We start from the raw sequence: 13,796 nt of genomic DNA, 5'->3' as shown, positions 1-13,796 counted from the left end.
ACGGGGCCATGGCGCGCTCGACCGTGAGAAATTCCGGCCGCGCATTGTCCGCCAATGTCTTGCCCGCCGTATAGCGGCGCCGGCCGCGCGCCTCAGGCGAGCGCGGCTTCGGCGGCGCGGATGGCGGCCAACACCGCCTCTCGCTCCGGCGCGGCCTGCATCAGCAGCAGTGCGAGACGCGCCAGGAATTCGCTTTCGCGGGATTCGCCGACACGGTCCAGCGCGGCCGCCAACTGCTCGTAGGCCAGTTCGAAATCGGCCGCCGGCAGACCGTGCTCAAACATGCCGAGGCCTCGCCATGGCGCGTGCGCAGGCGGCGTTCAACGCTTCGGGCTGCCACTGCCGCCAGCGGCCACAGACATGGCGATCGGGCCGCACCAGGTAACAACTGCCGGCAATCGCGTCGTGGGCCGCGAACAGTCGACCGTCGGCGTCGAGCAGGCTCTGCGTGGCGGCGTCCGCGCTTTTCGAGATCACCAGCACGCGCGCCGGCGCGTCGCCGACGTGCAGCGTGGCGCATGCCGCGCGCAGTTCGGCCGGCGCGCTGCCATCGTCGCTGAAATAGATGAGGGTGAAACCCCGGCCGAGGTGCGACAGCAAGTAGCCCGGCTCACCGCAGCGCCGCTCGGGCAGCGGCGCACCGACCGGAGGACCACCGCTGAAACCCTCACCATCAGGCATGGACAGCGCACTGTCGGCGTAGGAGTAGGGTTGCGACTGGCGCGGGTCCAGCAAGCGGCGCGCGAAGTCGTGGTCGAGCGCCAGCGCCAGGGCCGCGTCGCGCAACAGCCGGTAGCCACGCGTCGGCGGCGACATGAAGCGCGTGCTCTTGGTGGCCTGGGCGAAAATATCCAGGGTCGCGCCGCGTCGCTCGGGCGTGTAGCTGTCGAGCAGCGCCTCGCTGGCCTGGCCGCGCACTACCGCCGCGAGTTTCCAGCCGACGTTGAGCGCGTCGGCGAAACCCGAGTTCAAGCCGCGCACGCCAAAGATAGGCACGAGGTGCGCGGCATCGCCGCAGAACATCACGCGTCCGTGGCGATAGTCGTCGAGACACAAGGTGTAGGCCTTGTAGATGCTCCACCACTCGAGCTGCCACGGCGCGCTTTCGTCGAGCATGGCGACGATGGCCGCCACCTTGGCACGAATGGCGGGCTCGGCGAGCGCACTCGCTTCATCGTCCGTCTCGTCGAGTTGGTAATCGATACGCCAGATATCGCGCGGCTGACGATGCACCAGCACCGTCGCGCCCGGATTGCCCGCACAATCGAAAAAGGCGCGCCGCTCGGTGGGATGGTCCATGGCCATCTTCACGTCGACGATGACGTAGCGGCCCTCGTGCGCCGCGCCTTTGAGCTTGAGGCCCAGCGCCTGGCGCACCGCACTGCGCGCGCCATCGGCGGCAACGACGTAATCGGCCACCAGGCGATAGTCGCCGTCGGGCGTCGCGACCTCGAGCGTGACTTCGTCCACGCCACTGGAGACGCCTTGCACACGGCTCTGCCAACGCAATTCGATCAAGGGCTCCCGCGTCGCGCGCTCGACCAGGAACTGTTCGATGTACTGCTGCTGCAGGTTGAGCATGGGCGGAAAGCGCTGGTCATCGTCATGAGGCATCTCGAGCCGGTACACCGGCTGTCCGCGGAAATAGGATGTGCCGTGCGTCCACGGCAGCCCCTCTTGCATGAAGCGCTCGGCCACCTCGAGCTGTTGCAGGCCCTCGAGGCTGTGGCGCGCGATACAGATGGCGCGACTGCCGTCGTTGACACTGGCCTTGTCGTCCAGCACCACCACCCTGACGCCGTGCCGCGCGAGTTCGAGGGCCGTCGTCAGTCCGACCGGCCCGGCGCCGACCACCGCGACCGCATGACGCACGCCCTGCCCGTCCAATTCGGGCGGACGCACGAAGTCGAAATGCGGGTACTCGAAGTACAGCGAGCGCGGCTGGGCGGCGGGACGGGTCACGGGCGGCCGCCGTGTACCCGCTGGCAGCGCGTGGCGGCGCGGCGGGCCATGCGCCTCGCGTCTGCTGCTTCTGTGCTTAAGCTTTTCTTCATAACTATCCGATAAATCGCTGTATCGACCCTCCAAAAGGGGGTTGTTATACTGCCGCCAACGATGCGAACGCGGGACAGCCGCGCACCTCGCGCCGGTTGGTCGGGGCAGGAGGCTAACCGAAAGTCACCAGTCTTTAGAACAGGGGTTAATACGATGGCCACTTTCCAACGGGCCGCGCTCGCCGCGGCCATCGCGTCCTTGACCGCCACGGCGGCCCACGCCGAGGTGCTGGAGGAAGTCACTGTCACCGCGCAGAAGCGCGAACAAAGCGCACAGGACGTCGGTATCGCCGTGTCGGCCTACACCGGCAAGCAGATCCAACAGCTCGGCTACAGCAGTGCCCAGGAAGTCACCGGCCTCGCGCCGGGCGTCAGCACCATCCAACCCAATGGCCCCTCCAACTTCGCACTCGGCATACGCGGTGTCGCGCAGAACGATTTCGTCACCAACCAGGAAAGCCCGGTCTCGATCTATGTCGACGACGTGTACCTGAGCCAGATGTCGAGCGCGGGTTTCCAATTGTTCGACCTTGATCGCGTCGAGATCCTGCGCGGCCCACAAGGCACGCTCTATGGTCGCAACGCCACCGGTGGCCTCGCGCATTACATTTCCAAGAAGCCGACCGATGAGTACGACGGCTATGCCGAAGCCCAGGGCGGCTACTACGGCCAGGCCAAGTTCCAGGGCGCGTTCGGCGGCCCGGTCACCGACAAGGTGCGCGCGCGCGTGGCGCTGGCCACCAACCACGACGACGGCTACGTGAACAACCGCATCCTGGGCGACGACATCGGCAACAACAACGACTACGCCGGCCGCGGCCAGCTCTTGTTCCTGCCGACCGAAGACACCGAGCTGCTGCTCAACGTGCGTGGCTCCCTGCAGCAGGTGCGCACCGGTTTCTGGGAAAACGTCTCGACCCGTCCCGACGCCCAGGGCAACGGCTTCTACACGCCCGGGCTCGGCAATTTCAACGGCTATCGCGACGGCGACGACGACGAGTTCTCTGGCGACTACAACCGCTTCGGCTTCCAGGACATGCATACCCTCGGCGTGTCCGGCACCTTCAAGTGGAATTTCCGCGACAACATCAAGCTGACCTCCATCACCGACTACAGCGAGGTCAAGCGCGATTACATCGAAGACTCCGACGCCTCGCCGTTCGAGGATTTCAATTTCTTCCTCAACACCGACGCCGACCAGTTCTCGCAGGAACTGCGCTTGAACGGCGATGCCGACAAGATGCGCTGGGTGGCGGGCTTCTTCTACCTGCGCGTCAAGGTCAGGGATGCGAACGGCGCCGAACAACCGCTCATGAGCGGCATCTGGGACGGCACCAGGCCGGGCAACCAGAGCATCCTCGGCGGCCTCGGCTTCACCGGTCCGCTGATTGACGCGCCCGGCGGCGGATTCGGTCCGATACTCGGGACTGACGGCACGGTCTTCGAAGGCGACGGCACGCCGCTCGGCATCGACAACCCGTACCGCACCGAGACCAACAGTTGGTCGCTGTTCGGCCAGACGGAATACGACTTTACAGATCGACTGACCGGTATCGTCGGCTTCCGCTACATCGACGAGAACAAGGAGCATCACTACGAGTCGAACCTGGTCGACTTCCAGCCCGGCGAGCGCATGCGCAATGGCAACCAGAACATCATTGCCAATCTGAGCACCTATGACGGCGAGATTGACAAGAGCCTGTGGTCGGCCAAGGCGCAGTTGAACTTCAAACCCACCGAGGATTCGCTGGCCTACGCCGGCTGGAATCGTGGCGTGAAGGGCGGCGGCTTCAATGCGCCACTCGACGTCACCGACTACTTCGGCAGCTTCGGTCCGGCGGGCGGCGTGATTCCGCTGACCGACAACAACATGAAGTTCAAGTCCGAGAAGCTGGATGCCTACGAAGTCGGTTACAAGGTCGAGCTGTTCAACGGCAAGGCGCGCCTCAACACCTCGGCGTTCTACTACGACTACCACGACTACCAGGCTTTCCAGATCGTCGGCCTGACGACCTTCATCACCAATGCCGACGCACGCAGTCATGGCGTGGAAGCGGAGTTCCAGGCGTCACCGATCGAAGGACTGGATTTCCTGCTGGGCGCCGCTTACCTCAATGTGAAGGTCAAGCAGGTCGACCTCGACGGACCGGGACCGCTGGGCGCGGCCAACACCAAGCCGGTGCAGTCGCCGAAGTGGAACTTGAACGGCCTGTTGCGCTACTCGTGGCCCTACATGGACGGCAAGCTCGCCTGGCAGGCGGACTTCCGCTACCGCTCCAAGCACTACTTCAGCCTGACCAAGGCCGAGGCCAGCACCGAGAAGGGCTACATCATCGGCGATGCGCGTTTCAGTTACACCACGCTGGATGAAAAGTGGGAGGCGGCCGTGTTCGTCAACAACATTGCCGACGTGCGCTACCTGGTGCAGACCTTCGACCTCGGCGCGGTGCTGGGCATGACCGAGCAGTATTACGGTCTGCCGCGCTGGGTAGGCGGCACCATCCGCTACAATTTCTGATGACCTGACATCAACGCTCCCGGCGGCGCGTCACGCGCCGCCGGGCTGCTCGCCTCTCACCAGTTCCTTGAGCTTCTGCACTTCCACCTTGCCCATCGCGTTGCGCGGCAGGGCATCGACGAACACCACGTCCTTCGGTTGCTTGTAACGTGCCAGGTGCCCGTCGAACAGGCCGAGCACGTCTTCGCGCTCGGTCTCGGCGCTGGCGCGCACCGCCACCACCACCGGCACTTCGCCCCAGTGAGGGTCGGCGCGTCCCGCTACCGCCGCTTCGCGGAGCAGGCCACTCACCGCGATCACGCGCTCGAGTTCGGCCGGGTAGATATTCTCGCCGCCCGAGATGATCACGTGCTTGCGACGGTCCTTGAACCAGTAGAAACCGTCGGCGTCACGCTCGGCGACATCGCCGCTCGCGAACCAGCCGTCGACGAAGGGCACCGCTTCACGCGCCTGCTGATCCCAGTAGCCACAGGCCAGGTGCGGCCCACGCACCAGCACCTCGCCCGGCACGCCATCGGCGACATCGCGTCCCGCTTCGTCCACCAGGCGCACCTCGGTGTGCAGGCCACGGCGCCCGATGGACCCGGCGTGGCTAAGGGCATGTTCGATGCGCTGGTAGATGGCGACCGGCCCGGTCTCGGTGGCGCCGTAGATCTGGATGACCGGCACGCCGCGCGCGTGCAGCGCCTCGATGAGCGGCAAGGGTACGTCGGTCGAGCCGGTCGCGCAGGCACGCAGGCTGCCGAGATCGGTGGTACGCCAGTCTGGATCGGCGAGCAATGCCACCAGGGTGGCGGGTACCTGCACCGTCAGGGTGGGCTTCATGCGCGTGATGAGGTCCAGCGTACGCGCCGGTTCGAAGCGCGCCTCCAGGATCACCGTCGCGCCGCATTCCAGTGCCGGCAGGGTCTGAATGTTGAGGCCGCCGACATGGAACATCGGCAGCACGGTCAGGATGCGATCCGCGGCCGTCATGTCGTGCATGTGCTGCGAATTGCGCGCATTGAAGCACAGCGCATCCTGCGTGAGCAGCGCGCCCTTGGCGCGCCCGGTAGTGCCGGAGGTATAGATCAACAGCACGCCGCGCTCCGGCGCCGCGAACGAACTGGCGGCGAATCCGGGATCGCTGTCTTCGTCGGGCAGGCGGGAAAAGCCCTTGCGCCGTTCGCGCGCGTAGACCAGCGGCACGCCGGCCAGCGCTTCGGCGCGATCGGCGCAGCTGCGGTCTACCACCGCCAGCGCCGCGCCGGCGTCGGCGACGATGGCCGCCAGTTCCTCGTCGGACAAACGCCAGTTGAGCGGCAGCATGACGAGACCCGTGCGCGCGCAGGCGAACAGCATCGCCACCAGTTCCGGGGTGTTGAAACCCAGCCACGCGACGCGCGCGCCGGGCGCCAGGCCGCGCTCGTTCTGCAGCCACGCAGCAAGGCGCGCGCTGCGCGCCGCGAGTTCGGCGTAACTTATCGAGTGGTCTTCGAAGATCAGCGCCGGCTTGGCCGGCGTGCGTGCCGCGTGATGGTCCAGCCAATCGGCGAAAGCTTGCACTAGTCGCTCTCGCCCGGCAGGTACAGGGCATCGCGACCTATGCGTTCGAGACACAGGTCCGCGCTCCATGGCAGCATCAGGGAGCCGCAGCGACTGTCGCGATAGAGCCGCTCCAGCGGCAGCGACTTCAACATCGATTGCCCACCGCAGGTACGGATCGCGAGCTGGCACAGCTCGTTGGCGTTTTCCATGGCGGAAAACTGCGCGGCGTAGGCGCGCATCACCTGCTCACGCGTGGGGTCGATACGCGCTTCGGATACGGCCTGGAACCACAGGCTCTTGGTCTGCTCGAGACGGATCTGCATCTCGGCGATGTTGTGCTGCTTGGACGGTGAGCCACGGCGCTTGTCGCCGCCCTGCCCCGGCACTTCGCCACGCAGGTAACGCACAGTGAAATCGTAGGCCGCCTGCGCAATGCCGATGTAGGTCGGCGTCAGGGTCATGAACATGTGCGGCATGCGTATGGCCGCCTGGTAGTACACGCCCATCGGCATCAAGGCCTCGTCGGCGCTGACGTAGACGTTGTCCAGCAACAGCGTGCGCGACACGGTGCCGCGCATGCCGAGCGGGTCCCATTCGCCGGTGACGGTGAGACCCGGCGCCGTGGCCGGCACCGCGACGTACATCGTATTGCGTCGCGACAGCGCGGCGTCGCCCTCGGCCTCGGTGCACAGGATGCCGTAGTAATCGGCGCTGCCCGACAGCGACGCGAAGATCTTGCGCCCGCTCAAGCGCCAGCCGTCACCGTCGCGACGCGCGGTGGTGGCGAACGGCACCGCGCCCGCCGCCGCCGTGCCGCCTTCCGAGAACGGCTGCGCGTAGATGGCGCCGTCGCCGATGATGCGCGCGTAATGCAGCGCCCGCCGCCGCTGGTGCTCGCTGCGCTCGTCGGCGCTCATGTCCATGCCGTCGGCCAGAGGCCCGCTCCACAGGCAGGAACACACGTGCATGTTCCAGGTCAGCGCCGTGGCGCCGCAGTAGCGGCCGATCTCGGCGGCGGTCAGCGCGTAGGCGCGGTAATCGGCGCCGAAGCCGCCATGCTCGCGCGGCACGCAGATGCCGAGCAGTCCCGCGGCGCGAAGATCGTGGTAATTCTCGGTCGGGAAACGCGCCTCGCGATCGAAGATCGCGGCGCGCGCCGCGAACTTGTTCTGGCCGAGGCGTCGCGCCAACGTCGTGAGTTCGGCTTCCTGCACCGAGAGGCGAAACGCCGCGGGGTCGAAGATGGGCGCGTCTTCACTCATTGTCATGCCTGTCACCTCGCGCCGCGTGCGCGCGTCATGCCTTCACCAGTTGGCCGTCCTCAACCACCGCGCGACCGTCCAGGCTCACCGTGCAGTTGCGCACCGGCAGATCGAAATGCCCTTCGGTGAAGCGCCCGGCGACTTCGTTGGCGCCGGTCGAATAGAGGAAGTTGCCGGCAAAGGCGCGCAGTTCCGTGCCGTTGGTATCGCGCTGGTCGTACATGGCGAGCGCCTCGTAGCGCGCGCGTTCGTTCAGACCCCAGCCGACATGGCTGACGCCGTAGGCGTGGGCGTCGCCCCACGCGGCGAGGTAGCGACGCATGAGTTCGGCATCGGTGCCGGTGCCATTGATGGCCGTCACGAAGTCGTTCTCGATGACGAGTTCCACCGGGCTGACGAGGTAACGCTTGAACGTCAGGTTGATGTCGCCGGCGTCCATCACCAGGCGCCCGTTCACCGAACCCGGCTTGGGGAAATTGACGACGATGCCGCCGGGCCAGTGCGACAACATGCCGGGCTTGTCGGCCCAGCCCCACACGCCGCCGGTGCGCGCGTCGGTGAGATCGATGGCAAGCTCGGTGCCGGCGCGCGACGTCACGCGCATGCTGCTGGCGGTGCGACATGCCTTGATGGCGGCGCGCGCCACCGCTTCGTCCTCGGCGCGCGGCACCAGGCGCTCGAGGGCATCGGGATGCTCGTTGGAGACCATCAACACCCGCGCGCCGGCGCCGAGGATGTCGGGCAATTGCGGCGCGTGCAGCAAGCCTTCGACGGTGAGATCGACCACCAGGCTGCTCGCTTTCAGCGCCGCCACCGCCGCACCCTGACCGTTCAGGGCCTGGCTGGCGCCGGTCGAGCGCACCGGCACCGGCGCGCCTTGGGCCGGTGTCGGCACCGTGACGGTGACCGGGTGGGTACCGAGTTGCTCGAGCGCGAGCCGTGCCAGGGCGATGTTCAAACCCCGCGACTGGCTTTCCGCCAACAGCGCGACCTGCTCGCCGGCCTGCACCTTGCACAGTTCGAAAACCTTGATGAAAGCGGCCAGCCAGCGCTGCTCGATTTGATCGTTCAACATCGCGAGATCCCCCTACGCGCGCAAGGCGCAAAAATTCAAGACGACGGTGCAGGCGCCCCGACGCGCGCCGCGACGAACGCCGGCAGGGCCAGGCAGCGCGCCTCGACCGCCGCCAGCCGCGGGAACTCGTCGACGTCGATACCGCTGCGCCGCGCCACTTCCAGCTGCGGCACCAGGCACACGTCGGCAATCGTCGGTTCATCCCCCACGCAAAAGCGCGCGCCGCGCTCGCTTGCCGTCAGCCACAGCTCCAGCGCGTCCAGGCCTTCCATCAGCCAATGGTTGAACCATCCGCGCCGCGCGGCAACGTCCATGCGGCAGGCGTCGCGCAGGTAACTCATCACGCGCAGGCCGGTCAGCGGCTGGATGTCGGCGGCCACCAGCAGCGCGAACTGCCGGGCACGCGCGCGCTCGAGCGGCGTGGCCGGCAGCAAGGGCGGCGTCGGATGGGTTTCGTCCAGGTACTCGATGATGGCCAATGACTGGCTGAGCAGGATCTGCGGGTCGCTGTATACCGGCACCAGGCCCTGCGGATTGATGGTGCGATAGTCGGCTTCGAGATGCTCGCCGTCCTGCAGCGCCACCGGCACGGCCTTGTAGTCGAGCCCCTTCAGGGCCAGCGCGATGCGCACGCGATGCGCGGAACTCGAGCGATGGAAGTCGTGGAGTTCGCGCATGGCGTCACTGCCACGCCGCGCGACGCTTGCTTGCCGCCGGCCCGCGCATCATGCCGTGCTCAACCGTCGTTCTGCGCCACGTGCACGACCAGCCCGTCGAGGGCGTCGGTCACTTCGATCTGGCACGACAGGCGACTATTGGGCTTGCGATCGTAGGCGAGCTCGAGCGTCGAGTCCTCGATGTCGCTGGCCGGTCCCACGCGGTCCATCCACGCCGGGTCGATGTAGGTGTGGCAGGTGCTGCACGCACAGCTGCCTCCGCAGATGGCCAGGATGCCGGCGATGCCGTTTTGGATGGCGCCTTCCATGACCGATACGCCGTTGGCCACGTTGCATTCGCGCCGCGCGCCATTGATGTCGACGTAAATTATCTTCGGCATTGCCTCACTCCTCGCTCCGTGTTTTTTATTCGAACCTGGCGCGGCCCGTTCAAGCGCCGCGCGCCACCTGCATGAGATCGACGCCGAGGTCGCCGGCCTGCGCGGCGCTCAAGGGCGTGCCCTGGGCCAGCAGCTTGCGCGCCGCCATGTGCTCGGCCGGCTTGTTCAGCGAATCGACGCCGACCAGCGTGCCGGCGCGGAAATAGAACACCGAAAACGCATGGCTCGCCGCATCGCCGCGCACCACCGCCTGGTCGTGCGGCATGCCGATACCGGCGATCTGCAGCTTGACGTCGTACTGGTCGGACCAGAACCACGGCACCTGGCAATACACCGCGCTCTGGCCGAGCAGGCTGGCGGCCGCCGCCTTGGCCTGGTCGACCGCGTTCTGCACCGACTCCAGGCGGATCTCGCGTTTCAGGAAACCGTTCATGTGCCAGGTGCAATCACCGGCCGCCACGATCAAGGGATCGCTGGTGCGCGCGCAATCGTCGACCACGATGCCATTGCGACACTCGAGCCCGGCCTGCTCGGCGAGCTCGCTGTTCGGCACCACGCCGATGCCGGCGACGATGAGGTCGACCGTGTATTCGGCGCCGCTGCTGGTCACCAGCGTGTGTTCGCCTTGTGCGCTGCGTATGGCGTCGACGCCGGTGCCGAGCAGCACCTCGACGCCGTGGGCACGATGCAGCGCGGCGTAGAAGGCCGACACCTGCGGCGCCACGGCGCGCGCCATCAGCCGCTCCAGCGCTTCGATCAGCACCACTTCGCGGCCCTGTTCGCGGGCGATGGCCGCCACTTCGAGACCGATGAAACCACCGCCGATCACGGCCACGCGTCGCGCACCGCTCAAGGCCGCGGCCAGGCTTTGGCCGTCGGCCAGGCTGCGCACGTAATGGATGCCCGCCGCGTCCGCGCCCGGCACCGTGACTGGCCGCACGCGCGTGCCGGTCGCCAACGCGAGGCCGCTGTAGGTCAGCGCTTCGCCGCTCGCAAGTCGCAGGCGGCAAGCCGCGCGGTCGATGCGCTCGACGCGCGTATCGAGGTGCACGTCGATTCGCTGCTGTTCGTACCAGCTTGCCGGACGCAGCAGCAGGCGCTCGGCCTCGAGGCCGCCGGTCAGGAATTTCTTGGACAAGGGCGGCCGCTGGTAGGGCAAGCAGGGCTCGTCCCCCAGCAGCATGAGGTGACCGTCGTAGCCGCCCTTGCGCAGCGAGTCGCAGATCTGCTGGCCGGCCTGGCCGGCGCCGACCACGATGATGGGCGCTTTGCCGGTCACGACGTCAGGTCTGGCGCGCCGGGATCAGCACCACCAGACCGTCCATGTCGGCCGCCATCTTGATCTGGCAGGACAGGCGCGAGTTGGCCTGCCGCTCGGCCGCCGTGCACTCCAGCATGTCGCCTTCCATGTCGGCGATGGGCGGCAGCCCGGCGCCGTCAACCACGTACACATGGCAGGTCGCGCACGCGCAGCCGCCGCCGCACTCGGCGACGATGCCGGCGATGTTGTTCTGAATGGCAGCTTCCATCAGGCTCCAGCCGACGGGCACATCGATGGTCTGCTCACTGCCGTCCTGTTGACGGTAGGTTACCTTGGGCATGTTCTACTCGGCTCACATGTTGGGATAGTTGGGGCCACCGCCGCCTTCGGGCGTCACCCAGTTGATGTTCTGCGTCGGGTCCTTGATGTCGCAGGTCTTGCAGTGCACGCAGTTCTGCGCGTTGATCTGCAGGCGCGATTCGCTGCCTTCCTGCACGAATTCGTAGACCCCGGCCGGGCAGTAGCGCTGCTCGGGGCCGGCATAGCGCGCGAGGTTCACCGCCACCGGCACGTTGGTGTCGCGCAGCGTGAGATGGCAGGGCTGATCTTCTTCGTGGTTGGTGTTGGAGAGGAACACCGACGAGAGGCGATCGAAAGTCAACGCGCCATCGGGCTTCGGGTAGTTGATCGGCTGGCACTCGGCGGCCGGCTTCAGCTGCAGGTGATCCGGACGGTGGCGCAAGGTCCACGGCGCCTTGCCGCGGAACAGGTAGGTGTCGATGGCCGAATAGGCCATCGCCGCCGGCAAGCCCCAGTGGAACGAGGGCGTGATGTTACGCACGCGGTAGAGCTCATCCCACATCCAGGTACGCGACAGCCGCTCGGCATAGGCTTTGACTTCCTGCCCCGCCGGCTGGCCGCCCTTCAAGGCATCGAACACCGCCTCGGCGGCCGTCATGCCGGACTTCATGGCGGTATGGGTGCCCTTGATCTTGGGCACGTTCAGAAAGCCCGCGCAGTCACCCATCAACAGGCCGCCGGGGAAGCTCAGCTTGGGAATGGACTGGAAGCCACCGGCGCTGATCGCGCGCGCGCCATAGGACAGCCGACGACCGCCCTCGAACTGCTTGCGGATCTCGGGATGGGTCTTGAAACGCTGCATCTCCTCGAACGGCGACAGGTAGGCGTTCTGGTAATCGAGGCCGACCACGAAACCGATCGAGACCAGGTTGTCCTCGAGGTGATAGGTCCACGAACCGCCGTAGGTCTTCATGTCCATCGGCCAGCCGGTGGTGTGGGTGATGGAACCACGTCTATGCAGGCTGGGTTCGATTTCCCACAGTTCCTTGATGCCGATGCCGAACACCTGCGGGTCGACGCCATCGCGCAGGTTGAAACGCTGGAACAGGGTCTTGGTCAGCGAACCGCGGCAACCCTCGCCGAACAGCGTCTGGCGCGCATGCAGTTCCATGCCCGGCGCGAAATTGGGGCCTTCCTCACCGTCGTGGGTGCGGCCCATGTCGCCGGTCGCGACGCCCTTCACCGAGCCGTCATCGTGGTACAAGACTTCGGCGGCGGCGAAGCCGGGATAGATATCGACGCCGAGTTCGGTGGCCTGCTCCGCCAGCCAGCGGCACACGTTGCCGAGGCTGACGATGTAGTTGCCGTGATTGTGCATCTGCGGCGGCGTCGGCAGCTTGTAGGCCTTGGACTCGGTCAGGAACAGGAAGCGATCTTCTCCGGCCGGCGTATTGAGCGGCGCGCCCTTGGCCTGCCAGTCGGGAATGAGTTCGTTGAGAGAGCGCGGCTCGATGACCGCGCCGGACATGATGTGGGCGCCAATCTCGGACCCCTTCTCGAGCACACAGACGGTGAGCTCTTCGCCATGCTGCATGGCGAGTTGACGCAGGCGTATCGCCGCCGACAGGCCGGCAGGCCCGCCGCCGACGATGACGACGTCGAATTCCATCGCTTCGCGTTCCACGGCACCTCTCCCTTGGCCGCTGACGCTTGGCGCGTGCCGGCCCTCTTGTCTTGATTAATGCGAGCGCCGGCAGGCGCGTGCCGCCCGTCACCGGGCGGCCTACTCATGGCGACGGACGTCGCTTACTTGTCGAGCGCCGCGGTCATGGCCGGCACTTCCTTGAACAGGTCGCCGACCAAGCCGTAATCGGCGACGCCGAAGATCGGCGCTTCCTCGTCCTTGTTGATGCACACGATGACCTTGCTGTCCTTCATGCCGGCCAGGTGCTGGATGGCGCCGGAAATGCCGACCGCGATGTACAAGGTCGGCGCCACGACCTTGCCGGTCTGGCCGACCTGGTAGTCGTTCGGCACGTAGCCGGCGTCGACCGCCGCGCGCGAAGCGCCGACCGCCGCGCCGAGCTTGTCGGCGAGGGCCTCGATGATGGCGAAGTTCTCGGAGCTGCCGACACCGCGGCCACCGGACACGATGATGTCGGCGGCGGTGAGTTCGGGACGGTCGCTCTTGGTCAGCTCTTCGGCCACCCACTGCGAGAGGCCGGCATCCGGCGCGGCCGCCATGCCTTCGACGGCGGCGCTGCCGCCCGTGGCCGGCGCCGGATCGTAGGCGGTCAGGCGCACGGTGATGACTTTCTTGGCGTCGCTCGACTTGACCGTCGCCATGACGTTGCCGGCATAGATCGGACGCACGAAGGTGTCGCCGGACACCACCGAGGTGATTTCGGAAATCTGCGCGACGTCGAGCAGGGCTGCGACGCGCGGCATGACGTTCTTGCCGGTGGTGGTGGCGGCCGCGAGCAGGTGCTCGTAAGGGCCGGCCGCCGCGACCATGAGCGGCGCGAGGTTCTCGGGCAAGGCGTGGGCATAGTGCGCGGCTTCGACCAGCAGCACCTTGCGCACGCCGGCGATCGCGGCGGCGGCGTCGGCCACCGCGCGGCAACCCTCGCCCGCCACCAGCACATCGACTTCGGCGCCGATGGCGAGGCCGGCCGCGACCGCGTTCAGCGTCGCCGGCACCAGCGTGACGTTGTTGTGTTCGGCTAAGACCAGGATGCTCAT

The 13,796-nt window shown here is 66.8% G+C and carries 12 protein-coding genes; 1 reads left to right on the top strand and 11 read right to left on the bottom strand.

Annotated elements, in window-relative coordinates; all coding sequences use genetic code 11:
* Positions 1–92 precede the first annotated feature (92 nt).
* Both IPM80_01665 and IPM80_01660 read right to left on the bottom strand, forming a co-directional pair.
* Entirely contained in the window at positions 93–284 is a 192-nt protein-coding gene (locus IPM80_01665) for a hypothetical protein (protein ID MBK8957152.1), read from the bottom strand.
* Positions 277–1,962, bottom strand: coding sequence for an FAD-dependent oxidoreductase (locus IPM80_01660; GenBank protein ID MBK8957151.1), 1,686 nt, complete (start codon positions 1,960–1,962; stop codon positions 277–279). Before IPM80_01660 ends, IPM80_01665 begins: the two co-directional genes overlap by 8 nt.
* A gap of 246 nt (positions 1,963–2,208) precedes the next feature.
* On the opposite strand from IPM80_01660, the gene IPM80_01655 reads away from it, so the two are divergent.
* The gene (locus IPM80_01655) at positions 2,209–4,572 is read left to right on the top strand and encodes a TonB-dependent receptor (protein MBK8957150.1); all 2,364 of its coding nucleotides are present in this window, start codon (positions 2,209–2,211) and stop codon (positions 4,570–4,572) included.
* Positions 4,573–4,602: 30 nt separating this feature from the next.
* On the opposite strand, the gene IPM80_01650 is transcribed toward IPM80_01655, so the two are convergent.
* The 9 genes from IPM80_01650 to IPM80_01610 form a co-directional block, all read right to left on the bottom strand.
* Positions 4,603–6,117 (bottom strand): AMP-binding protein, encoded by a 1,515-nt coding sequence (locus IPM80_01650; GenBank protein MBK8957149.1) that lies wholly within the window; start codon positions 6,115–6,117, stop codon positions 4,603–4,605.
* The gene (locus IPM80_01645) at positions 6,117–7,367 is read right to left on the bottom strand and encodes an acyl-CoA dehydrogenase family protein (GenBank protein MBK8957148.1); all 1,251 of its coding nucleotides are present in this window, start codon (positions 7,365–7,367) and stop codon (positions 6,117–6,119) included. Before IPM80_01645 ends, IPM80_01650 begins: the two co-directional genes overlap by 1 nt.
* Positions 7,368–7,395: 28 nt before the next feature.
* On the bottom strand, positions 7,396–8,436 hold the full coding sequence (locus IPM80_01640) for a peptidase M29 (protein ID MBK8957147.1): 1,041 nt from the start codon (positions 8,434–8,436) through the stop codon (positions 7,396–7,398).
* Between the two features lie 35 nt (positions 8,437–8,471).
* Positions 8,472–9,113, bottom strand: a complete 642-nt coding sequence (gene maiA, locus IPM80_01635; GenBank protein ID MBK8957146.1) for a maleylacetoacetate isomerase — start codon at positions 9,111–9,113, stop codon at positions 8,472–8,474.
* Between the two features lie 59 nt (positions 9,114–9,172).
* The gene (locus IPM80_01630; protein ID MBK8957145.1) at positions 9,173–9,493 is read right to left on the bottom strand and encodes a 2Fe-2S iron-sulfur cluster binding domain-containing protein; all 321 of its coding nucleotides are present in this window, start codon (positions 9,491–9,493) and stop codon (positions 9,173–9,175) included.
* A gap of 49 nt (positions 9,494–9,542) precedes the next feature.
* The gene (locus IPM80_01625; protein MBK8957144.1) at positions 9,543–10,754 is read right to left on the bottom strand and encodes an FAD-dependent oxidoreductase; all 1,212 of its coding nucleotides are present in this window, start codon (positions 10,752–10,754) and stop codon (positions 9,543–9,545) included.
* Positions 10,755–10,776: 22 nt separating this feature from the next.
* The gene (locus IPM80_01620) at positions 10,777–11,094 is read right to left on the bottom strand and encodes a (2Fe-2S)-binding protein (GenBank protein MBK8957143.1); all 318 of its coding nucleotides are present in this window, start codon (positions 11,092–11,094) and stop codon (positions 10,777–10,779) included.
* Between the two features lie 12 nt (positions 11,095–11,106).
* A complete protein-coding gene (locus IPM80_01615; GenBank protein MBK8957142.1) occupies positions 11,107–12,723 on the bottom strand; it encodes an electron transfer flavoprotein-ubiquinone oxidoreductase in 1,617 nt (538 codons plus the stop codon).
* Between the two features lie 137 nt (positions 12,724–12,860).
* Complete coding sequence (locus IPM80_01610) at positions 12,861–13,796, bottom strand: electron transfer flavoprotein subunit alpha/FixB family protein (GenBank protein ID MBK8957141.1); 936 nt, start codon at positions 13,794–13,796, stop codon at positions 12,861–12,863.

Source organism: Pseudomonadota bacterium (assembly GCA_016719885.1).
GTDB lineage: Bacteria > Pseudomonadota > Gammaproteobacteria.
Note: the sequence above shows the minus strand (reverse complement) of the source record. Positions and strands in the feature narration are given on the sequence as shown.

Bases quoted from the DNA above. Each gene is read 5' to 3' on its own strand.
- IPM80_01665 (MBK8957152.1), bottom strand. From the start codon at position 284: ATGTTTGAGCACGGTCTGCCGGCGGCCGATTTCGAACTGGCCTACGAG.
- IPM80_01655 (MBK8957150.1), top strand. From the start codon at position 2,209: ATGGCCACTTTCCAACGGGCCGCGCTCGCCGCGGCCATCGCGTCCTTG.
- IPM80_01645 (MBK8957148.1), bottom strand. From the start codon at position 7,367: ATGACAATGAGTGAAGACGCGCCCATCTTCGACCCCGCGGCGTTTCGC.
- IPM80_01640 (MBK8957147.1), bottom strand. From the start codon at position 8,436: ATGTTGAACGATCAAATCGAGCAGCGCTGGCTGGCCGCTTTCATCAAG.
- maiA (MBK8957146.1), bottom strand. From the start codon at position 9,113: ATGCGCGAACTCCACGACTTCCATCGCTCGAGTTCCGCGCATCGCGTG.
- IPM80_01630 (MBK8957145.1), bottom strand. From the start codon at position 9,493: ATGCCGAAGATAATTTACGTCGACATCAATGGCGCGCGGCGCGAATGC.
- IPM80_01620 (MBK8957143.1), bottom strand. From the start codon at position 11,094: ATGCCCAAGGTAACCTACCGTCAACAGGACGGCAGTGAGCAGACCATC.
- IPM80_01615 (MBK8957142.1), bottom strand. From the start codon at position 12,723: ATGGAATTCGACGTCGTCATCGTCGGCGGCGGGCCTGCCGGCCTGTCG.
- IPM80_01610 (MBK8957141.1), bottom strand. From the start codon at position 13,796: ATGAGCATCCTGGTCTTAGCCGAACACAACAACGTCACGCTGGTGCCG.